This is a genomic window from Psychrobacter sp. UBA3480 (assembly GCF_002377945.1).
In the GTDB taxonomy this organism is placed as follows: Bacteria; Pseudomonadota; Gammaproteobacteria; order Pseudomonadales; family Moraxellaceae; genus Psychrobacter.
Genome location: NZ_DFQV01000012.1, coordinates 26,561 through 49,073, shown reverse-complemented (window position 1 = coordinate 49,073; position 22,513 = coordinate 26,561). Strand labels below are relative to the sequence as shown.

The following is a 22,513-nucleotide window of genomic DNA, read 5'->3' as shown; positions in this document are numbered from 1 at the left end:
CTTTGAAATATTAAATATAAATTAACGAGCGTTTTTGATTTTAATCTTAAAGGTCAAAGTGCCAACGCCCTGAGGAACTATAGTATAGTTAGTACCAAGAACCGCAGTACTGGTAGTACTAGCTGTGCCTGCAGTAGATGACGTAGTAGCAGAAGTAGCAGGTGAGTTAGCTACTAAATCCGCACCAGCTGAAAAGTTAGACAGCAAATCCGAAATCGTTACGCCAGTAAGATTAAAACCTAATGCTGCTGAAGAAGTGTTAGTCGCCTGAATACGATAGATAACACATTGATCAGGGGTTGCATCAATAGCAGTTTGAACAAAGGTACTTGAAGCAACCGTACCTGAACAAGTCGCATCTAATGATTGAGCCTTCACTAAACTTAAGCCTCTAACATTAGTCGTATCAGTCACTGAAGTCACAGCAGGTGGATTAGTGCCAGCTGGGGTCAAAGTTACGATAGTCGTTTCAGTGCTACCGACAGCTGCAGCGTCAGCAACAGTTGTAGGAGTGGTTACATTGCCTGAAGACACATTATAGTTGATCGCTAATGTACCACCAGGTGCAATACCATTTGGAAATTGAGCTGTTGGTAGTGTAGAGCTATTAAGAGTGTACGTATTACCACCAGCAACGGTAGGTTGCAGTGTTATAGTAACCGGGGCTCCACCACCAGGCGGCGTATAAGTAACACTAACAGGACCAGTAACAGGTCTGACAGCCGCATTGTTGCCACCATCAGCAATAGTGAAAGTCAATGGATTGGTATTAGTACCTTCAGCATCTTGACCGCTGTTAGTAATAAGAGTTGAATGAATAGCTTGATTAGCAGTACCTGAGGCAGGGGCAATCTCTCTAGTCGTTGGATTGCTCACTACGACCGCTCGTCTGGTAAAGTTAGTCACACCAGCAGTATCTATACCAGCGCCGTTAGCTAGATCCGCAGCAGCAGGTACTCTAGTAACATCTATATTGTTATTTGTACTATCCAAAATATTATAGTCAGTACCAAGTACAGGAACAGCAGGTAACACACCAATCGGACCGACGAACTTATCGTAGACTTCCACGTTATTCGTTGCTGAACTATTAGCAGTTGTATACTGAGTTTTATCGACGTTAACTGTGAAAGTAATTGTGCGACTTGCGCCAACGGCTAAGTTTGCTACGGCAACATCAATAGCTCGTCGACCATTAATAGTAGAAATCGTAGCGGTACCAGCACCACCAGTTACGGTCACGTCTGATGCTGCGCCATTAGGCAAACTTAAACCTGTAGGAAGGACATCCCTGATGACAATATCGGTCGCAGCAGCACTATAGTCAGTAGTAGCGTTAGTTACTACGATACTATAGTTGATCTGCGGATTAGCCACTGTCAAATCGACAGTACTCGTAGCTGTTTTTACAATTTTAAAGGTAGGTAGTCTTACAATAGTTTGGTTTTCATTCACCAATGTCGCATTTGCTGGAAGATTAGCAGTAAAGAAAGTACTGGTTGCTGTTAATGTACCTACACCTTTGTCATTACCGTTACGAGCGTCTGGCGTAGCTGCTTCGTAGCTTAGATTAGCTCTAGTGCCTGGCTGTAGTTTAATAGTACCACCATTAGCTACGGTACCTGTCTGTGCTTGACCGTTCAAAGCGTTTATCTGAGCAGTAGTTAGAGGAGTACCATCTGCTTGTACAATAGTAAACTTAACAGACGCAGTACCTAACGCATAGTCTGGAGTAGCCGTTACTAGTGCTGAATCATTACCTGTGGTATTGATGGTATAAGTATCAGTAACGTTACCCGTGTTGGTTAAGTTATGAGTAAAGGTAGTCGTACCACCTGGCGTAGCAGTCTGATTGATAGCAATATCGTCACCAATGCTGCCATCATCAATAGTCGACGTGAGTGAAAAGTTGGCCGTTTCGCTAACGTTGACAGTTACGATGTTTGACGACACGTTTGGCTGAGCGATACCAGCAACACTATAGTTTGCGGTTGCAACGTTATTGATAGCAGCAGCACCTGCACTAACACCACCAGTAGTATTAGGAGTAGCTGCATTAGCACCACCAGAGATACCCATTACTGCGGCAATACCGACAGCAAGCAAGCTATAGTTAAAAGTATTTGATTTCATGTAGTACTCCAAAATGGATGGTAAAAGGTCGAATAAATAATGGAAGGGTGAAAAATAAAGGTTTAACCTTCTGTTAATTAGTTAACAGTAGTGTTTAAAGCCACAGCAGCTGATTTCTTAGCTGGTAACAACTTGATATTCCAGCGTAAGGTACGGTATTCAGAATACGGAACTTTCACCATTTTGCCATCGACCTTGCGCATTAGCGGCATATCAGCATAGTTTTTGCCATCAGTGCTGGCTTGTGCGCTTGCAGGATTTGCCTCACCAGTAAAAGTCATGTTTGCAGGGATAGGCAGTGTCACCATCAGATCATTAATGTCTTTATTGATGGTATTGGTATAAGTTGCTTTGTATTGAATGACAGTACCAGCTGGTGCTGTACGTACTGGTGAATATACTGTTTTGCCGTCCGCATTCTTAATGACCTGATTAGCAGTCAGTTCCATTTTTAGAGCGTCGTCAGCATGAGCAGTACCTAGCAAACAAGCAGAGGCAAAAGTTGCTAGCATGACATTATGTAATAGGTTAAAACGTTTCATATAAAATCCTTTCTTAGAACATGACTATCAGTAAAAAGCGAACGTCGTATATCATGATGGAGGAGCTAGTAATCTAATATCATTCGTCGTTTTAAAAGGCATCTATCTCCCTTTCTTTTATTTTCACGTAATTAATACAATTAATCATCACAAAAATGACAACTGGCATTTTGGAGTATACAAACGGTAAAAGCCCTGTCTGGTTAGACAGGGCTTGAGTAAAGGTTTAATAAACAGGTGTTTAGTTACTAATGGTAGTACCGTATTTAGTATTAAAACGAATGGCCTGACGGCGAGTAGTGGTGGTAGTACCTAAAGAAAAAATATTGGTAGTAACTGTACCGTTGTTGCCAATAGATACCGAATTTGTTGCAAATGATGGAGTACCACTATTTTCACCAATAGGTGTTGGATTGGCTAAGGTAGAGGTAATCGATGCATTATTAGAGTCATTTTTACTCTGTAACGTATCCTTAATAACAATATCTGCTAAGGAAACATTACCGCGATTTATAGCTTCAATTCTATAAGCGATACATTGTCCAGGGATAATGTTAGATATTGGTTTTGTACTATACGCACTACTAGCACTACCGTCATAATTAACACCAATTGTGGCAAGGTTATTTAGGCTACAGTCATGGACATACTGACTTTTGATTAATACCAACGCAGCATTTTCTTGAACAACATCACCAAAATCATTGCTAGGGTAGTTGTATTTACTGTTAGTAATGTCTATTTGTAGGACATTGCTCGTAGTATCTACAGAATATGTATAGTTGCTAGGCTCATTTTGAGTAACGCAAAGCCTTGTATAACTACCTACTTGCGCTGCCGTCAAGCTAAAACTATAGGTTCCATCATTACCAATATTTACCGTCTGAGGTGAGAACGTACCACTATCACCTGTACATTTGTTTAGAGTAATTGTATGACCTGTAGTAAAGGGAATACCAGATTCAGTTGGTGAATCGTATCTGCCATTGAAATAGAGACTATTATTTAGGTATTTGCTAGATATATCATCCTTAGACGGACTTAAAACATTACCGTTATCGTTAAACACTGTACCTGAAAATACATAATTAGATCTATCATTTGTGATTGTACATGTCCAACTATCTCCGTACGTAAGCTTTAGATTCTTTGGATCTAAAGTAGTAACGGTTGTACCATCCGATCTTCTACATGCATATAACGCAGTATAATCTACTAGGTTGGTCGTTCCTGAGACCGCTTCTGTCAATGTATAGGTCTTGGCAGGATTCACCTTGAAAGTTCCTGTAGTACCTGTGCCCGTAGTAACTGTATTACCTGAACCCGTTGTAGTAACTGAGTTAATACCACTGGTAACGACTGAGTTATCTGTATTGTCCTTGATTTGAACAGTGAATTGATCGGTATTTGTTTTACGAGAAGAAGAGAGCACTTTAGTATATGTTAGGCGCGGTTGTGGCAGGTAGCAGTAACCATCAAATACAATGTTGATCAGCTGATCACCAGGGTTACCAACAGTGCCAGTAGTATTATCGTAGTATTCTAGGTTAGGGTTATTGCCATAAGACACATCCACTCTAACGATAGGTTGATTAAAAGCAACGGATACTTTACATCTTTCGTCTACAGAGTCTGTACTACACAAAACGCTACCGGTAGTGGTGGTTTGACGATAGGGTGCCGTAGTCGTTATTCCGGTGCCTCTATATATTAAAGTTGGCGTCACACTAGTACCTGCACTAGTAAAACCAGTGATGGTTACTTGGTCGGAAAACTCGAAATACCTAGTATTTAGTGTTGTTCCTCCGTTTCCTGTACCTGTACCTAGATAGTTCACATCTATATCATAAATACTTAAGCTGACATTGGTAAGGGCTTGAGACTCGTTGGTGAAACTGTTTTTAAAAGTATATGAGGCCGTACGAGATGATGCCTTGTTAGTAAAATCCTGAAAAAATTCAAACGATTGAAGGTTGCCCGCTAGCGTTTTAGGTCTATAAAAGTTTGAGCCACCTGCTTCTAAACTGCCAGTAGTAATCAAACTGTTAGAAGCAACAGTGTAACTTTCACTTTTAAGACCATTTAAAAGTTGGTTTACACCAAGAATAGGTGGTGATGCTGTCGATCCTAAGTTGCTGTAATCAACGCTTGAAAACTCATCAGAAATGTATCCAGCAGGACATGTTGTTATCGCTGCAAAAGCTAAATAATTAGGTAGCAGTATTAATAAGGATGGTAGAGCTATCCAACGCGTTACTCTTGACTTTAGAGTCGATGGTATAATAGACGGGTTCATAATAGCTCCAAGAACAAGGATAGAATATACATATAATCTTATAATAAGAATAATACTTAAATCACAATTAATATACACAAATGAGACGAATGTCTATTTATAGGGTATGAGTAACAAGAAGTGTATTTTCGATTAATGTATTTATTTATTAATTAGAAAAGCAGATATCTACCGCTATGGACAGTAAATTTCATTTACCTATTACTAAAATCTTGGTATTAATGGAAGAATGGTTAATAATATTTACCTAACAACTAATCATTATTTATTTAAAAAATACTTGCGATTTCTTCATTTCTCTACAGCCATAAACAACCAGCGCGTAAACACTTATAATGGAATGTCATAGTAATTAACGTTTGAATAGAATAGTCGTAGCATTATGACGGTTTGGCAGGTGTGTTGACTTGATGCACTTGTCGATATGAGTAATACTATTTTTATAATTAAGCTGTATATCATCGTACAAAACAATGGAATGCTTGGACGTAGCAAGGATGTCATAAGTAAACCAATCTCTCATCATGCATTTTTCAATGAAGCCCTGCCATTAGGTAGGTATGACTGATATAAAAGGATTAACAAGAATGAATTATTATAAGGATGCTGATAGCACCGAAACTCAGGAATGGCTAGCAGCCTTTGAATCTGTGGTTAAACATGCAGACAAGGACCGTGCTCAGTTTCTACTAAAAGCCTTATACAATATGGCGGTTCAAGAAGGGCTGCCGTTTAATAGACTAGACACTGCGTACGTCAATAGTATCGCTGTTGAAGATGAGCCAATGTACCCAGGCGATCTAGGCATGGAGCGTAAGATACGTGCACTAATTCGTTATAACGCACTCGCCATGGTTATGCGTGCCAATAAAAACGACGATGATCTAGGTGGTCACTTAGCGACATTCGCCTCTAGTGCGACACTTTATGAAACGGGTTTTAACCACTTCTTCCGCGCGGCTAGCGATCACTTCGGTGGTGACATGATCTATTATCAAGGTCACTCAGCGCCAGGCATCTATGCACGCTCTTATTTAGAAGGTCGTTTGACCGAAGATCAGCTCGATAATTTCCGCCGTGAAGTAGGCGGCAAAGGCCTATCAAGCTATCCGCATCCATATCTAATGCCTGATTACTGGCAGTTCCCAACGGTATCAATGGGACTTGGCCCAATCATGTCTATCTATCACGCCCATGTACATCGCTATATGGAAAACCGTGGCTTGCTAGAAAAAGAAGGTCGTAAGATTTGGACATTCTTAGGTGATGGTGAAACGGATGAGCCAGAAAGCTTGGGTGCTATTTCTCTGGCAGGTCGTGAGAAGCTGGACAACCTAATATGGGTAGTCAACTGTAACTTGCAGCGTCTTGATGGTCCAGTCCGTGGTAACGGTAAAATCATTCAAGAGCTAGAGTCAGTATTCCGCGGCGCAGGCTGGCGAGTTATCAAAGTCATTTGGGGTGGTAACTGGGATTCATTACTTGGTAAAGATCATACGGGTGTCCTTAAACAACGTATGGAAGAAGTGGTGGATGGCGAGTATCAGCTATATGAAGCTCGTACGCCTGAATTTACTCGCAAAGAATTCTTTGGTAAATATCCAGAGTTAGAAGAGATGGCAGATGCGTTGACTGACGAAGAAATCTCGCGTCTGAACCGCGGTGGCCATGATCCAGTTAAAGTTTATGCTGCCTTTAGCGAAGCTATGAAAACCAAAGGCCAACCGACGGTTATTTTGGTTAAGACCGTTAAAGGTTATGGCTTATCTGCTCAAACGCAAGCAGTCAACAAATCGCATCAGGTGAAGAAGCTTGATCAAGAAGCGTTGATGTATTTCCGTGATCGTTTTGATTTGCCATTTACTGATGAGCAGTTAGAGACTCTACCGTTCTACCGCCCTGAAGAGGGTTCGGCGGAGATGAAGTATCTTAAAGGTCGTCGTGAGTCGTTAGGTGGTCATTTGCCAAACCGTCGTAGTGGTCATATTCCACTAAATATCCCTGAACTATCAATGTTCGATCGGGTATTAAAAGGTAGCAATGGTAAAGAGCAATCTACAACGATGGTATTTGTGCGCTTGCTATCTGCAATGCTTAAAAACAAAGACATCCAAGATCGCGTCGTACCAATCGTACCTGACGAAGCGCGTACGTTTGGTCTAGAAGGTATGTTCCGTCAGTTAGGTATCTACTCGGCTGTTGGTCAAAAATATACACCAGAAGACAGTGAAGCGTTGATGGGCTATAAAGAGGCTATCGATGGTCACATGTTAGAAGAAGGTATCAACGAAGCGGGCGCAATGAGTACTTGGATTGCATTGGCAACCAGTTATTCTGTGAACGCATTACCGATGATTCCGATGTATATCTATTACTCAATGTTTGGTTTCCAACGTGTGGGCGATTTGGCTTGGGCGGCAGGTGACTGTCAAGCACAAGGCTTCTTGTTAGGCGCAACCGCTGGTCGTACAACGCTTAATGGCGAAGGCTTACAGCATCAAGATGGTCATTCGCAGATTCTGTTCAATGTCGTGCCAAACTGTGTCAGCTATGATCCTTGCTTTGGTTATGAGCTAGCCGTTGTCATGCATGACGGTCTACGCCGTATGTATGGTGAAGGCGAGCGCGTTTACTATTACTTGACGTTGATGAATGAAAACTACGAACAACCTGCTATGCCAGAAGGTGCCGAGGAAGGTATCAAACGTGGTATGTACTTGCTTGAAGACAATTGTTCAACACAAGTACAGCTATTAGGTTCTGGCGTTATCTTGCGCGAAGTACAAAAAGCATCACAGATACTAAAAGACGAGTTCAATATTACGTCTAACGTTTGGAGTGTAACCAGCTTTAACGAGCTGACTCGTGACGGTATGGTTTGTGACGATTACAACCGTCTACATCCAATGGACGAAGAGAAAGTGCCTTGGGTTACTGAGCAGTTAGCACCGCACGAAGGTATCGTGGTTGCAGCGACAGATTATATGCGTAACTACTCAGAGCAAATCCGTGCTTGGTTACCAGACAACCGTCCTTACACGACTCTGGGTACCGATGGTTATGGCCGTTCTGATACACGCGAAAACCTACGCAGTTTCTTTAACGTTGATGCGGCGCATATCGTTGTGGCAACGCTTAAACGCCTAGCCGATGAAGGCGAAGTTGAGATGCGTTTGGTTAAAGACGCGATTTCAAGCTTAGGTATCGATGTGGATCATCCACCTGCGTGGCAACAGCAGTCTTACTATGACCAGTCTCCAGATGCACCAGCGCCAGGTAATGTAAATCCAAATCCTGTACCTGAGTTTATCGCTGAAGACGATGATGAAATCAGTAATGAAGGTCGTGATGAAGATCAAGCAGATGCAAATGTACTTGATGATAAAGATGTCAAATAATAATAACCATAAGACGAGGAAATAAATCATGGACATTAAAGCCCCCGATTTAGGTGTGGATAGCGCCGAAGTCAGCGAGATTATGGTAGAAGTTGGTGATGTCATCGCAAAAGACGACAACATTGTATTATTAGAATCTGACAAAGCATCGGTTGAAGTACCAAGCTCTGCTGCTGGTAAAGTGACTAAGATTAGCGTTGCTATCGGTGATCAAGTTAGCGAAGGTATGGTACTAATTGAGCTTGAAAGCGCAGACGATAGCGCAGAAAGCAATGATGACAATGCTGCTGAAGAGCAAAAAGAGAACAGCTCAGACGATACTGATGCCGAGCCAGAATCAAAACCTGAGCCTGCTGCAACTGAATCGAAGCAATCAGAGTCTGCTGCCAAGCCAGCCGCTAATACTGGTAAAGCAACTACTCATGCATTACCTGATTTAGGTGTTGATGAGGCACAAGTTTCTGAAATTATGGTGAGCGTTGGTGATACTGTTAGCGCTGAACAGTCGATTTTGCTAATCGAATCAGACAAAGCTTCGGTTGAAGTACCAGCACCAGTTGCCGGTAAGATTGAAAAAATCTTGGTCGCAGCAGGTGATATGGTTGCTAATGGTCAGGACTTTATCGTTATTATGGCGAGTGGTACAGATGATGCTAGTGATAGTGAATCTGAGGCGCCTAAGCCACAAGAGTCAGCACCAGCCAAAACAGAAGATAAACCAGCTGCTAAAACCACTGGTGAGCCAAAACAAGCTGCCAAACCGACCAATACTGATACAGCTGCTAGCAAAACAGAGGGCAAATTAACTGAAGCACAAGTCAATGAAAAATTGGTTGATGTGTATGCAGGTCCTGCTGTTCGCAAGCTAGCCCGTCAGCTAGGTGTTGATATCACACAAGTGAATGGTTCAGCTCTAAACGATCGCATTCTAAAAGAGGACTTGTTTGCACATGTTAAGAGCAGTCTAACCAAGCAGAAAGCGGCACCTGTGAGCAGTAATCCTGTTAGCTCAGGTCTACCGAAACTGCCTGACATGAGTAACGCTGAGATCTGGGGTGAAACAGAAACACAAGATCTCAGCCGCTTGCAGAAAGTCTCGATACCACAGCTCAACTACAATACTTTGCTACCGCAAGTAACGCAGTTTGATCTGTCTGATATCACTGAAACTGAGAAACTACGTGGTGAGCTAAAAGGTGGTATGAAAGCTGAAGGTATTGGCTTTACTATCTTGGCCTTTGTGGTTAAAGCAACTGCTTATGCGTTGACCCAGCACCCACGATTCAATAGTCATTTGAGCGATGACAATACTCAGGTCATATTACGTAAAAGTGTCAATATGGGTATCGCAGTGGCAACAGATGATGGTCTTATCGTACCTGTTATCAAAAACGTACAAGATAAAGGTCTGAAGCAAATCGCGATTGAGATCGGCGAGCTTGCTGTAAAAGCTCGTGATAAGAAGCTCAGCACTAAAGATTTGCAAGGGGCAAGCTTTACCATATCTAGCCAAGGTAACTTGGGTGGTACCGCCTTTACGCCGTTAGTGAACTGGCCACAAGTTGGTATCTTAGGTGTCTCTGAAGCAAGCATGCAGCCACGTTGGGATGCTAAGACACAAAGCTTTGAGCCACGTTTGATGCTGCCACTGTCTTTGTCTTATGACCACCGTGTGATCAATGGCGCAGACGCTGCTGTATTTACTCGTTATATCGCAACGCTATTAGCAGACCCACGTCGTATCTTGATCTAAAGCTAGCTAGCAATTAGAAAAGACTGCCCACGGGTGGTCTTTTTTTATGGAGATTATTTGTTCTTGTAGGTTATTAGCTATTTTTATAAATAATTGCTTAGTAGCTAGTGTAGACAGACGATAGTAACCATAGTTAATAGCCAAAAAAAAGCCAGCTATCAAGCTGGCTTTTATTACGCATGGTATCTTTACTAATTTAGAACTGTTTAACGAATGCTACGCCATATACCCAAGGGCTGATATCAACTTCACCGATATCAGTACCGTTTAGGCTGGCATCTGTTTTGATGTCCATATAACGGGCATCAATACGGAAAGCTTCGGTAGGAGCAAAAGGAATATCAAGACCAACATGGCCAGCTACACCAACGCTATCATCAAGCTCTAAATCATTACCATTACCAAGGTAGATTCTTTCTTTGAAGAAAGTTGTGTAGTTCACACCAACGCCAACAAAAGGCTTCACATTCATAGGCAGATCATAGCCATCGAAGTGATACTGTACAGATAGAGTAGGTGGTAAGTGCTGAGTTTCTGCATCAATTTCGTTACCAGCATTATCTGTTAGGGTAATGTCATGATGAAATGGAATAGCAGCTAGCAGTTCGATACCAACGTTGTTAGCGATAAAGTACTCACCACTGATAGTTGGACGAATGTCGTCGTCAACTTCTACAGCTAAAGTGCCGTTAGCTAATTGACCATTATCACTTTTTGGATCAACCATGTGCGCGCCAGCAGCAACAGACCAAGTACCAGCAGGGACTGCAAAAGCAGTTGTCATTGTAAGTGCAGCAGCAGTCGCTAAAACTAGGGATTGTAGTTTCATCATTTCATTCCTTAACGTAATAAAAAATTATCAGCAGTTTTCTAATGAGGGATGGCATTAGCTACTGATACATAATGTCATGATTAAAGTTTAATCTGTAACATTTAATCTCTATTATAATACGAAAATCATTATTATTGGTAAGGTTTTGAGCATAAAGTAGCAATATCTCTGCAATAAGTTACATTTACATGTAATTCAATTGTCTACAGTCTATAATTAAACAAAACAAAAGCTGCTTTTTAAGTAAGTGTCATTGACGTAAGTCGGTATCTCTTATTTATGATTCAACAAGAGGTGCAATATATTATGCTTGGCTATTGCAGTAACTCCCCTCTACGCTGTACGAATGCGCGTACGATGAAAATATTGAATCAGGTAGACTCTTGTTGTCCTGAATGTCACTTGTTTTTGATACCTGCGCAGGATATTAGCCAACAGCTTCGTGCTGACGAACAGTTCTTAAGGTTCTCTATCCTACTAATTGTGTTTATACTGCTGGTATCGGTCTATATTTATTATCTGCATTTTGTATAGCCGATAGTCATGGCTGATAACGAACAAATCAGTACTTAAATTAAGCGTTGTTGATAAAAATCACGGATGATTGCTGCAAATATCTCCTATGTTCTGTGATGAAAGTTTGGTTCTTATTGTTTGACCGTTGTTTTATTCTACTAATATCAAATCGGTATTTCACCGCATAGGGCTGGCATGTTATTCCAATCTATACGGCGCTTGCGTCATTTTGTTTATGATATTTTACAAAATGAAGAACATGACACGTTATTTAGCCGTTACGTTGATTATTTTCTTATATTTTTGATTATGACTAACGTAGCGGCTGTAATAGCAGAGTCTGTCGATCAGTGGTATTACCCTTATCAAGATTACTTCACCTTATTTGAAAATTTCTCTATCGTTGTCTTTTCTATTGAATACTTATTGCGCCTGTGGAGTGTGGCTGAAGCCAAGCCCGATAATACAACGTGGAAACAGCGATGGGATTGGCTTAGAAGCCCATCCGCATTGATTGATTTAGTAGCTATTGTGCCCGCCTTTTTAAATTTCTTTGTTAATATTGATTTGCGTTTCTTGCGTATTTTACGTTTATTTCGAATCCTAAAATTGACGCGTTATTTTGCCTCAATGCGTATCTTGCTAGTTGTGATTAGCAAGGAGCGAGGCTCATTTCAGGCTGTTATCTTTATTCTTATTATTATGATTGTGACCGCCTCTAGCGGTATTTATCTAGTAGAAAATCACGCACAGCCAGACGAGTTTGAGTCCATACCTAAAGCGATGTGGTGGGCTGTGGTGACACTGACAACAGTAGGCTACGGAGATGTCACGCCAATTACTAATGCTGGCAAAATATTGGGTGCGGTCATTACGATATTGGGTGTGGGTCTCGCTGCACTGCCGGCTGGTATTCTAGCGACGGGATTGGCGAATGAATTGGCTCAGCGCCGTGAAGAGCTTGAACAGCATTTTCGTGAGCAGTTAATTGATAGCGATTTTGATCTGGTACAGAATCAGATGATGATTGATAAAATTCGTCGAGAGCTGGGTTTAGATAAAGAGCAAGCACAAAATATCGTCTTACAGGTACTTCGAGAGCAAGAGCTTGAACGGCGTGAGAAAGAAGTTGAAACGCGCCAAAAAAACTTCTGTCCGCATTGCGGTGAAGTTTTATAGGCAAGTGTGAAATGATTTATAACAGATATGTTTTTAGCAATTAATTACAGCTAATGATTTGCCCATAAAAAGAGGTCTTGTGTTTGGATAGCACAAGACCTCTTTTATATGCGATTACTAATTGCTCTTATATTCCCTGAGGGATAGGCAATGCACGTGCTAACTCATGAGCCACTTCTTGTGCTGCATTTGCTAGACCCTCTGCAGTGAGTGGTAAGTTTTGCAACGTTAAATGCCAGTCATCAACAGATCGGCGCAAATGCGCCACCCATAACGTGGTGCAGTCGCGTGGAAGCTGCTTAAGGTTTACCTCAAAACAACGGTTTCCTTCATCGTCACTCAGATGAATTTCGCCTTTTTTCACCCTAGAAAACGAATGACCGTGGTATGAGTTGGCAATTAAACCAATGTGAGTAATATGAGCGGGAATTTTTTCGAGCTCCAATCTGATTTGCTCTTGATCAAGTGGGGCAAGATACATGGCTTGTTCACCGCGATCCTTACCATTTAAACTGTCACCTTGATGCTTGACCGATTCAGCTTTATCACGTAATTGCTTAAACCAAACGATGTCACTGATGACGCAATTGTCATCGTACAACACGCAAGCCAGATCAATATCCATCGCGCTTTGATTTTTTTTGAAGCGCTTAAACATGCCTTTTGGCTCAATTTTGGTAAATTCATAATTGAGCGCAAAGAACAATATTCCTGCGTCTAGTCCCAGTCCTCGTAAACTATCTGACAACAGTGGTGATGGGGCAGTGGTCGACATAACTTTCCTTTTTTATTCTTAGTTTCTAACCGTTATCTAGATTTGGTATTTGCTTACTTAAGGCGTGCTGAGGTAAGCCTATCTCAGGTCAGTGATATCACTCACTGATTGTTGTCGAAGACTTATCTAATACTGCTTGATAAAGTAGTTCAGGCTTAGCATCTAATAAGCCACTACCAAATCCACGTAGCCACCAAACCAGCTGTGAGGTTAAGTTGACAGTGGCCTTTACAGTAAGGGTGTTATCCTCATTTAACGTAACGGTTTGATCGTCATTAAGCTTACTTTCGGTCAGACTTTTACCTGCTTGCCTAGTGAACCTAAGCTCAACAGCAGTATTCTTGCCACGCTCATCCAATTCGCCAAACAGTGGGTGGCTAAAGCCCATGCTGCCTTCATCCAAATACGTATCGAGTTGAAAATTCTCTGGTGTTTTTGCAGCGGTTTCGAGAATCTCAACACTATCAAACCGATGTAAGGCAAAGGTGCGAATGGTGGCTTCTGGGTCGTCGGTACGAGTTGCCAGTAGATAGATAATCACGCCACGCTGGATAATTGCGATTGGATTTAGGATGTATTCGCTGGCTTGTAATTTGTTGCTACGAGTATAACAAGCATGAATCTGTAGTTGATAAAATAGCGCGTGGTAAATATTGTCTTTACTATCCAAATCTATATCTGGTGCAATAAGCGGCTGTGTGGCAGGCTCGATACGGACTCTGTCTATCCAAGAGTGGGTCACTTTACTGTTTTTGAGCTGTCGCCGTGCTAAGTCAAACCAAGGAAATAATTCATCTAAGATAACAGGTGGCAATAGCTGGGTCAGATTGGCCTCGACCATATTAAAAGCAACCGCTTGTGATAAGTTCATATGCGGCAAGCTTTGCAATGGTGCGTCTTCTTTCCAGCGCCAACCTTGAGGATTGGCATTATTTTTTTCGATAGGGAAGCGTTTGGCAAGGGCATTTAAATCGCGTTGGACAGTACGTAGGCTGATATCAAAGCCTGCCATCATCAGTTGCTCATAAATATGCGTGGTGCCTACCCAGCGATTGCGCTGTAGTTGTGATAGTACCTGCCATTGCCGAGCAGTCGTTGCCGCACCATGTCGATTGTCACTAATATTGGCGGCACTGGCTTCTTTTGAGGTGCCAGTGTCTACAGCTGCAAGCGCACCTGCCTGCTCACTAGGATTGGACTGAGCTTGGGTGTTATCAGCATCAGTAGGATGTACAGTCATTAAGAGATACCCTTTATGAAATTACAAGTCGGTTTCTGGCACGATATTGCTCGATCAGGAACCGTTAATCATCGCAGAAAAGCAGCGTAGCGTCTAGCGACGTTCATGCATGCGTATATTTATTTAATAGTTGCTATTCGATGGTTATTATTCAATGGTTGCTGTTCGATCTAGCCATAGACATAACAATGAATCTAGTCGAACAGCAATGTGCGTGCGTATCGGTAGTACCGTTTAAATTTTAATTGCCATCCTCATCGACAGCTGTTGTCTCGCTATCGTTTAGGGTGTCATCAATAGGCTTAGCATCGCTTTGCTTGTTACTTTCCTCGCTACCTTTCTCATTACTTCTCTCACCTTTTCGCTTTTCTTTTATTCTCTTATCTTCTTTCTTTTGACGTTTTTCTTTACGCTTTTTCTTCGCTTTCTTTTTGGACTTTTCATCATCGATGTCATCAGTGCTTTCCTGGTTTTCATCCCACAGCATCAGACGGCTTAATACTTTGCCAAATAAAGTATCTTTACGATAACGGCCTTTTTTATTGATGGTGTCGATGGGCAAACCAGTCATCAGCGTCAGGGCCTCACTTAGAGTATAGACGCCATAGATATGAAATTTTCCTCTATTTACCGCATCGATAATATCGTCACGTAGCATCAGTTGTTTGACATTAGCCATCGGAATGACGACACCTTGATCGCCTGTTAGCTCTTGCTCGCGGCATGCATCGAAGAAACCTGCGATTTTAGCATTGATGCCACCAACTGCTTGTACTTCGCCTAACTGGTTCATAGATCCAGTAATCGCAAGAGACTGATTGATAGGCACGTTTGCTAACGCGGATAGCAATGCACAGCCTTCGCTAACGGTGGCACTATCGCCATCGATTTGCGCGTAGCTCTGCTCGAACGCCAGTGAGGCACTAAAATTCAGTGCATGATGTTGACTAAACAGCGCTCGCAAATAGCTGGTCATAATCAGCATGCCTTTGGCATGTAAACTACCACCCAAGTCTACATCACGCTCAATATCAAGAATTTCACCTGTGCCAATATTGGGCTGAATGACCGCAGTAAGCCGTGCTGGCATACCAAACTCACTATCGGCATAACTGACTACGGTTAATGCATTAACTTGTCCGATAGCATCGCCTTGCGTTTGAATCAGCTGTTGGCCATTTTTCAGCTCATCCCAATACAGATCGCGTAAATATCCTGAACGCTCATCCATGTCATCGATTGCTTGAGTGACGTGATCTGCCGTCACCATAGTCTCATTGTTTAATCGAGCGTGACGGTTTGATTCATGCAGTAGTTTAATCAACAAATCACTGTGTAGGCTTAAGCGATCTTGTTCTTCAGCTTGCAAGCTTAAGTGCTCAAGTAGCGTGGCTTGCGCACTGCTATCAAACGGATAAAGGTCGGCGTAGTCGATGATATCAGCCATTTTTGCGACCAATGCCAATTCATGCTCAATGGTACGAGGCACATCGTCATGAAAATCAGCTCGGACTTTGAATACGGCATCAAATTCAGGCTCAAGCTCTAGCAGCTCGTAATATAAATCTGCTTCACCTAACAAGATAACCTTGATATCTAAATCAATAGGCGCTGGTGACAGAGACAAGCTGCCTGTTAACGTCAGCATTTGCTCTAGACTTGATAGTTTTATTTTTCGTGATTGTAATGCGCGCTTTAAGCCCTGCCATGCATATGGATGCTCAAGGACGTGGCTGGCTTCTAACAGTAAATAGCCGCCATTGGCGCGATGTAGAGCACCTGCACGAATCATACTTACGTCAGTGGTTACTGTGCCTAATTGGGTGATTTGCTCGACATGCCCTAACAAATTGAGATGGGTTGGCAAATCCTCAAAGACCACAGGTGCGCCACTGTCAGGTGTATGACTGACAATAACATTTACTGCATAACGACTGGGCGTCGTAGCCAACACTGCTGTCACAAACTCCTCATCATCTCCATTGACGATACGCTCTACGTGAGTGACCATGTCATCAAATACAGCCTTGAGATATGCCGCGACAAGTGGATGAGTCGCAAACTGCTCATAGATAGGGGTAAATAGCGGCTGTAGAGCACGTTGCGCAATACTACGATGTAACGCCTCTATCTCATCGTTGGCTTCGTCTTCTAGTTGCTCTAAAGCGATAGTCAATTGACTTAGGCGCTTTTGCATATGGTTCTTTTGCACGAAGTTATTCAGCTCAGCTTCATACTCATTATTGCCATATGTAGAGTCTTGGTTTTCCTTACGCTCATTATTTTTTTCGCTCAAAATATTAACTTTTTCGCTATCATCGAGCTTTTCAGAATTTTTATGATTGCTAGGTATTTTTATTTGCTTGTCATCATCGCTATTACTTTCTGTAGGCAGCTGACTAGGATGAACAAATACGGCTTTATTATCGAACGAGCGAAACGTTAATGCTAGGTCATATTGTTTGCCTTCAGCATTAAGCGCGTCATAGGCATGACTTTCTTTTTGATGAGTACTGTTTTTGATGGCTTCAATTTTGCTTTGGTATTGATCGCTACGAAAGCGTTGGCTTAAACGCTTTTTTGCTTGCTGCCATAAGTTATTAACTTGCTGCTGTAATAGCGAGGCTTGACCAGCTGGTAGACGCAGCGCCAATGGTGTGCGTGGATCGGTAAAGTTATGCACATATACCCAATCATCAGGCGTCGGTGCGTCGGCGGCAATACGTGTTAACAGACGACTAATCACAGTACGTTTGCCCAAACCGTTTTCACCAGCGGCAAACACATGGTAGCCACTGGCTTTAATATCCAGCGCTGTATGCAATGCTTTAAGCGCGCGTTGTTGACCGAAGCCCACATCTAAGTCGGGCGCAGTACGTGTGTCTGTAGGCAACTCATCAGGGTCGCTATAGCGTTTTAATTGCTCAGCGGAAATGCGACAATTTTTCTGAACTTCTGTGAAGATAGGGTTTGGGGTATCAGGTGCTTTTTGCTTAGTATTTTTTGTATTGGTAGTAGGTACTACCATATTGTTAGCGTCTTTTGATACTTGCGATATAGGGGTGTAGGGTTGTTCTGTCATAGGCGTTTGAAAAATCATCTTAAAAAGTATTAAAGGAATATGAGAAGTGATTGGTTTTATCTGTTCATGCGTATTCTGAGTTTTTTATAGTCAATCATGACATCTTACAAGATATAGTCACCTATTAGCGAAGTCATTAAGCGCAGTTTTGTATCATATTTAGACAAATGCCTGAGTAAAACTGGTAAAAAACGAATGAATTAATCAACGAATTGGAGGCAATCAAAGCAGAATAACGCCTCATGATAAGCGTAGATAGTATAAGATGTCCCACATTGGCGCAATCTGCAACTATTCAATGGGCAGACTGCATGATAAAATAAACGGTTCACAAGTCAAAACTGGATAACTCGTTGTATGTCAGCTTCCGCTAAAAACTCTTCATCGTCTGCTAGTGCGGGTAATATCAATATTGATCCGACTGGTTTCGTAAAGCTTGGTTCACAATTGCCAAAGCTGGCTAATATCTTGGCGCAAGCGATAAATGAGCTGGGTCTGCCGTTAAGTGAAACGCAGCAGCGCACGTTATTATTGTACTTAGACCAGCTTTTATTATGGAATAAAGCGTATAATCTGACCGCGATCACTGATCCAGAAGAAGCGCTGATCAAGCATGTGATAGATTGTTTGTCTATTATAACGCATTTACCCGCCGGATCGTTGCTAGATATCGGCACGGGAGCAGGGTTACCAGCAGTGATTATTGCCATTTGTCAGCCTGAGCGCCAGTGTACTGCGCTTGATAGCAATCAGAAGAAAATTCGCTTTATTAAGCAAATCAGTAGCGAGCTTGGTTTGAGTAATATGCAGCCGATTGCATCGCGTATTGAAGCGCATGAAGCAAGCTATGCGGTGGTGACATCACGAGCGTTTGCCAGTTTGATAGATTTTGTAGAAGTAGCGCAGCCAAGATTAGCAGATGGTGGCTTCTTATGTGCTATGAAGGGCAAAGTGCCGAGTGAGGAAGAGCTACAAGCACTAGATAATGATTGGCATATCAAAACTATTAAACTGACAGTGCCACGTTTGCACGACAGTCGTCATTTAATTGAAATGTCTGCCAAAGATAGCTAAGGCATAAACACTTCGCAGTCATGAAACAGGCACTGTTTTTTGTGAAACACAGTTTACGTCTGTATCTAAATGACATAGTATTTAAAAGCATTTAAAATGCTCGACCGCAAACTGAGTATTTTAGACCATGAATGGCTGACTTCTAAATACTGAGTGAGTGTCGCTGTACAAGATTGAATAAAAATAATCGTACCAACCGAGTCAAAAGTAATAGACCCTAATAAAATTGAGTGAGTGTATGGAAATCATAGCAATTGCGAATCAAAAAGGCGGTGTGGGTAAAACCACAACGGCAGTAAATTTGACCGCCAGCTTGGCTGCTAAACGCAAGCATGTACTGCTGATTGACTTAGACCCACAAGGTAATGCGACCAGTGGTACAGGCGTCGACAAAAACGAGTTAGATCTTACCATAGCGGACGTTTTGCTAGATGGTGTTGCATTGTCTGAAGCGATTGTTACTAGTCCTGCAGGGTTCGATGTCATCGGTGCCAATCGCGATTTGGCTGGCATGGACATTACGCTAATGAGTAAGACGGACAGTCATGAGCTGTTTAAAACTGCGATGGCCGAATTGGCTAACGATCAGATATCCACACAAAAACAGCCATACGATTATGTGATTATAGATTGTGCGCCTAGTTTGAATCTACTGACGATTAATGCGTTGGTGGCTACAGATAGTGTGATTATCCCTATGCAGTGTGAGTACTATGCACTAGAAGGGTTGGCTGACTTATCGCAAACGATTGAACGTCTTACAGAGTTGAACCCTAAGCTATATATTCGCGGTGTGGTCAGAACGCTATTTGATGCGCGTAACACGCTTGCCCGTGATGTCTCTACTGAGCTAGAAGCGCATTTTGGCGATATCATGTACAAGACCCATATTCCAAGGAATATTCGCTTGGCAGAAGCTCCTGCGCACGGCTTACCAGTTATTGCGTATGAGAGATGGTCAAAAGGCGCACGCGCGTATCAAAAGCTGGCCGCTGAAGTGATGAAACAAAGCAACTAGTTTTTATCTAAAGTCTCTTACAAAGGATTTTTAGATAAAAAGCGTCACTGATCAAGACAGTAAATGAATAGCATAAGTATAGAACACTTAACATTGTATTTAGTAAGCCGCATCAGTAATCAATTGGCTTTTATTTTAGCGTTAGAGGATAGGTAATCATGGCGAAGAAAAGAGGGTTGGCTGCTAATCGGGGCTTAGATGCCTTATTAGGGTCAATCAAAAAAGAAAAGCAAATTACCGCCTCTGCCTTGCAAGACGACATGGTGGCGCGTGAAAATGCTGCGCCAGATATTAATGTGCCTGCAGATACTAATGCGCCTGTAGATACTGTATCCACAGATATAGCGCCTGATATCACTCCGACAAAAGCCAGTGAAAAATCATCTGCGAAGACTACTGATAACGATGCTGCTAGTGAGAGTAGTACTCGCGCGCCACGTTCATCTCGCACTACTAGCAAGACGTCGCTCAACAAATCGCGTGGCAATAGTGCAGATACGAGCACAACCGAAGACCAGATTAGCCTTGTCCAGATCGATGTCACACGTTTGCAAGCAGGTAAGTATCAGCCTCGTCGTGATATGAGTGAGACAGCACTTGCAGAATTGGCATCTTCTATCGAACAGCATGGCGTGATGCAGCCTATCGTTATCCGCCCGCTATTGGCAAATGAAGATAAGAGCGAAGCATTTGTCACTCACGAAATTATCGCTGGTGAACGCCGCTGGCGTGCAGCAAAAATGGCAGGAAAAGCGGTTATCCCTGCGATTGAGCGTGCTTTATCTGACGAGTTGGCGATTGCCCTAGCATTGATTGAAAACATCCAGCGCGAAGACTTGTCAGTGATTGAGCAGGCAGCGGCTTTGCAGCGATTTCATACGGAGTTTGGTATGAGTCATGCCATGATCGCTGAAGTCGTCGGCAAGGCGCGTACGACAGTATCGAATCTACTCCGCTTGAATCAGCTGCATGATACAGTAAAAGACCATTTGGCCAATAGTGCGCTAGATATGGGTCATGCTCGTACGCTTTTAGCATTGTCCTCTGAACAACAACCTATCATCGCGCAGAAAATTATTGATGGCGGTATGACCGTGCGAGAGGCTGAAAAATTGGTCAAATCGATTTTGCAGCCAGCGCCCAAGATCAACCGTGCTGAACAAGCACAATCTCGTGATGTAGAGCGTTTGACCCAAAGATTGACAGACATGCTTGGTGCTGAAGTCAAACTAAAGCATAAAAAAGATGGTCAAGGTAGTGTTGAGATATTTTTCCACAATCAAGATCAATTAGCTGCGTTGATTAAACATATAGAAGCTCAAGCTTAATAACGTTTGCGAGTTAGCCGTATCTATCCAATTGCTAAGTCGCTTCTGTAATAATTATTTTTGTGAAAATATGGAAGAGAGTGAGTATGTGGGAATTGGTAAAAGCAGGTGGCTGGCTAATGACACCTATCGTGGTCTGTTCTATATTGGCATTAGTCATCATCATTGAACGTAGCCATACACTACAGTTTAATAAAGTCGCTCCTAGCAGGTTACGCGAACAGCTAATAACTCGTTTACGTGAAAATGGCGATATTGGTCGCACACAGTTGATGAATGTAAAAGAGAAGACGGCACTTGGTGATATTTTGGCAACGGGTTTGCTATATCGTCAGTACGGGCTAGAGTCGATGACGATGCACATGCAAAATCGTGCTAGCGTCCAAGTTCATCAGTTAGAAAAAAACATCAATATGTTAGGAACTATCGGTGCGATAGCGCCGTTGCTTGGCCTGTTAGGTACGGTACTAGGGATCATCTCGTCGTTCTTGGCGATTACCGATGGTGCCATGCAAGATCCGACGATGCTAGCTGCTGGTGTATCACAGGCACTAATCACTACCGCTGCTGGTATGATCGTTGCTATCCCTGCGTTGGTTGCTTATCGTTATTTTCAGCGCCGTATCATTGATATTAACGCTCAGTTTGAGACTCAAGCAGGGCTTATGATTCAAGAGCTGTATGATTATCACTTACTTGCTAGTACGCAGCCATCTACATCTTCTAGCCATAAGTCAATAGATGATAGCATTGTGCAAGAACGTTCATTCGGTGGGTTGGATTCGGATAAGACTAGCATAGCGGCAGTGTAGTCAATGCGGTTTTGAAGAATAGAAGTCTTAAGCCTATACATGGTAGCTGAATTAAAGAGATTGATATGCGTTTTAGAAAACCAACGGTTGAACCGCTTGAAATTAATCTAACACCGATGATTGATTGTTTACTATTTTTGATTGTATTTTTATTGCTTGCTACCTCATTCAATCACTTTAGTCGTTTAAATATTATCCTTCCGGAAGCCGAAGGTGTTGCACTGACAGAACAAAACAATAGTATCGAAGTAGCTGTGCAAGAAGATGGTAGCTATTTGGTCAACGGCATTACGCTTGCTAGTAGCAATGAGGCTGAACTGACCAGTATGTTGCAGCAGGAGGCGGGCAGTAATCGCGATATGCTATTTGTCATTGCAGCGGATGCCAATGCGACCCATCAGTCTGTGGTACGAGTGATGGATATCGCTGGAAAGCTCGGATTTTTGAATTTAAACATCAGTACAGTGGTGCCACTTGGCCAAACGCTGCCGCAATAACATATATAGCTTTACCATCATAAAACTGTGTGACACAC

The 22,513-nt window shown here is 42.4% G+C and carries 15 protein-coding genes; 8 read left to right on the top strand and 7 right to left on the bottom strand.

Annotation, left to right across the window (positions count from 1 at the left end):
- Window positions 1-21: 21 nt before the first annotated feature.
- The 3 genes from B2863_RS04630 to B2863_RS04620 form a co-directional block, all read right to left on the bottom strand.
- Window positions 22-2,133: a beta strand repeat-containing protein gene (locus B2863_RS04630; RefSeq protein ID WP_296207878.1), complete on the bottom strand. Its 2,112-nt coding sequence runs from the start codon at window positions 2,131-2,133 to the stop codon at window positions 22-24.
- Window positions 2,134-2,210: 77 nt separating this feature from the next.
- Window positions 2,211-2,675 (bottom strand): hypothetical protein, encoded by a 465-nt coding sequence (locus B2863_RS04625; protein WP_296207876.1) that lies wholly within the window; start codon window positions 2,673-2,675, stop codon window positions 2,211-2,213.
- A gap of 241 nt (window positions 2,676-2,916) precedes the next feature.
- A complete protein-coding gene (locus B2863_RS04620; RefSeq protein ID WP_296207874.1) occupies window positions 2,917-4,971 on the bottom strand; it encodes a hypothetical protein in 2,055 nt (684 codons plus the stop codon).
- Between the two features lie 587 nt (window positions 4,972-5,558).
- Between B2863_RS04620 and aceE the strand changes: the two genes are divergently transcribed.
- Window positions 5,559-8,369, top strand: a complete 2,811-nt coding sequence (aceE, locus tag B2863_RS04615) for a pyruvate dehydrogenase (acetyl-transferring), homodimeric type (RefSeq protein ID WP_296207872.1) — start codon at window positions 5,559-5,561, stop codon at window positions 8,367-8,369.
- Between the two features lie 28 nt (window positions 8,370-8,397).
- Window positions 8,398-10,122: a 2-oxo acid dehydrogenase subunit E2 gene (locus B2863_RS04610; RefSeq protein WP_296207870.1), complete on the top strand. Its 1,725-nt coding sequence runs from the start codon at window positions 8,398-8,400 to the stop codon at window positions 10,120-10,122.
- Window positions 10,123-10,318: 196 nt separating this feature from the next.
- Here B2863_RS04610 and B2863_RS04605 read toward each other — a convergent pair whose 3' ends face one another.
- On the bottom strand, window positions 10,319-10,951 hold the full coding sequence (locus B2863_RS04605; protein WP_296207900.1) for an OmpW/AlkL family protein: 633 nt from the start codon (window positions 10,949-10,951) through the stop codon (window positions 10,319-10,321).
- Between the two features lie 714 nt (window positions 10,952-11,665).
- Here B2863_RS04605 and B2863_RS04600 point away from each other — a divergent pair.
- Window positions 11,666-12,649, top strand: a complete 984-nt coding sequence (locus tag B2863_RS04600; RefSeq protein WP_057759421.1) for an ion transporter — start codon at window positions 11,666-11,668, stop codon at window positions 12,647-12,649.
- Between the two features lie 127 nt (window positions 12,650-12,776).
- Here B2863_RS04600 and B2863_RS04595 read toward each other — a convergent pair whose 3' ends face one another.
- The 3 genes from B2863_RS04595 to B2863_RS04585 form a co-directional block, all read right to left on the bottom strand.
- Window positions 12,777-13,424 carry a TerD family protein gene (locus B2863_RS04595; RefSeq protein ID WP_296207868.1) on the bottom strand — a complete coding sequence of 216 codons (648 nt, stop codon included), beginning with the start codon at window positions 13,422-13,424 and terminating at the stop codon, window positions 12,777-12,779.
- A gap of 97 nt (window positions 13,425-13,521) precedes the next feature.
- On the bottom strand, window positions 13,522-14,664 hold the full coding sequence (locus B2863_RS04590) for a helix-turn-helix transcriptional regulator (protein WP_296207865.1): 1,143 nt from the start codon (window positions 14,662-14,664) through the stop codon (window positions 13,522-13,524).
- Between the two features lie 241 nt (window positions 14,665-14,905).
- Window positions 14,906-17,746 (bottom strand): ATP-binding protein, encoded by a 2,841-nt coding sequence (locus B2863_RS04585; protein WP_296207862.1) that lies wholly within the window; start codon window positions 17,744-17,746, stop codon window positions 14,906-14,908.
- A 357-nt stretch (window positions 17,747-18,103) separates the two neighbouring features.
- On the opposite strand from B2863_RS04585, the gene rsmG reads away from it, so the two are divergent.
- The 5 genes from rsmG to B2863_RS04560 all read left to right on the top strand — a co-directional run bounded on the left by rsmG (window position 18,104) and on the right by B2863_RS04560 (window position 22,475).
- Window positions 18,104-18,820: a 16S rRNA (guanine(527)-N(7))-methyltransferase RsmG gene (rsmG, locus tag B2863_RS04580; RefSeq protein WP_296207860.1), complete on the top strand. Its 717-nt coding sequence runs from the start codon at window positions 18,104-18,106 to the stop codon at window positions 18,818-18,820.
- A 238-nt stretch (window positions 18,821-19,058) separates the two neighbouring features.
- Window positions 19,059-19,838 (top strand): ParA family protein, encoded by a 780-nt coding sequence (locus B2863_RS04575; protein ID WP_296207858.1) that lies wholly within the window; start codon window positions 19,059-19,061, stop codon window positions 19,836-19,838.
- A 158-nt stretch (window positions 19,839-19,996) separates the two neighbouring features.
- Window positions 19,997-21,166, top strand: coding sequence for a ParB/RepB/Spo0J family partition protein (locus B2863_RS04570; RefSeq protein WP_296207856.1), 1,170 nt, complete (start codon window positions 19,997-19,999; stop codon window positions 21,164-21,166).
- A gap of 86 nt (window positions 21,167-21,252) precedes the next feature.
- Window positions 21,253-21,978, top strand: coding sequence for a MotA/TolQ/ExbB proton channel family protein (locus B2863_RS04565; RefSeq protein ID WP_296207854.1), 726 nt, complete (start codon window positions 21,253-21,255; stop codon window positions 21,976-21,978).
- Between the two features lie 65 nt (window positions 21,979-22,043).
- Window positions 22,044-22,475, top strand: a complete 432-nt coding sequence (locus B2863_RS04560) for an ExbD/TolR family protein (RefSeq protein WP_057759437.1) — start codon at window positions 22,044-22,046, stop codon at window positions 22,473-22,475.
- The last annotated feature ends 38 nt before the right edge of the window (window positions 22,476-22,513 follow it).

Bases quoted from the DNA above. Each gene is read 5' to 3' on its own strand.
- B2863_RS04630 (WP_296207878.1), bottom strand. From the start codon at position 2,133: ATGAAATCAAATACTTTTAACTATAGCTTGCTTGCTGTCGGTATTGCC.
- B2863_RS04625 (WP_296207876.1), bottom strand. From the start codon at position 2,675: ATGAAACGTTTTAACCTATTACATAATGTCATGCTAGCAACTTTTGCC.
- B2863_RS04620 (WP_296207874.1), bottom strand. From the start codon at position 4,971: ATGAACCCGTCTATTATACCATCGACTCTAAAGTCAAGAGTAACGCGT.
- aceE (WP_296207872.1), top strand. From the start codon at position 5,559: ATGAATTATTATAAGGATGCTGATAGCACCGAAACTCAGGAATGGCTA.
- B2863_RS04610 (WP_296207870.1), top strand. From the start codon at position 8,398: ATGGACATTAAAGCCCCCGATTTAGGTGTGGATAGCGCCGAAGTCAGC.
- B2863_RS04605 (WP_296207900.1), bottom strand. From the start codon at position 10,951: ATGAAACTACAATCCCTAGTTTTAGCGACTGCTGCTGCACTTACAATG.
- B2863_RS04600 (WP_057759421.1), top strand. From the start codon at position 11,666: ATGTTATTCCAATCTATACGGCGCTTGCGTCATTTTGTTTATGATATT.
- B2863_RS04595 (WP_296207868.1), bottom strand. From the start codon at position 13,424: ATGTCGACCACTGCCCCATCACCACTGTTGTCAGATAGTTTACGAGGA.
- B2863_RS04590 (WP_296207865.1), bottom strand. From the start codon at position 14,664: ATGACTGTACATCCTACTGATGCTGATAACACCCAAGCTCAGTCCAAT.
- B2863_RS04585 (WP_296207862.1), bottom strand. From the start codon at position 17,746: ATGACAGAACAACCCTACACCCCTATATCGCAAGTATCAAAAGACGCT.
- rsmG (WP_296207860.1), top strand. From the start codon at position 18,104: ATGTCAGCTTCCGCTAAAAACTCTTCATCGTCTGCTAGTGCGGGTAAT.
- B2863_RS04575 (WP_296207858.1), top strand. From the start codon at position 19,059: ATGGAAATCATAGCAATTGCGAATCAAAAAGGCGGTGTGGGTAAAACC.
- B2863_RS04570 (WP_296207856.1), top strand. From the start codon at position 19,997: ATGGCGAAGAAAAGAGGGTTGGCTGCTAATCGGGGCTTAGATGCCTTA.
- B2863_RS04565 (WP_296207854.1), top strand. From the start codon at position 21,253: ATGTGGGAATTGGTAAAAGCAGGTGGCTGGCTAATGACACCTATCGTG.
- B2863_RS04560 (WP_057759437.1), top strand. From the start codon at position 22,044: ATGCGTTTTAGAAAACCAACGGTTGAACCGCTTGAAATTAATCTAACA.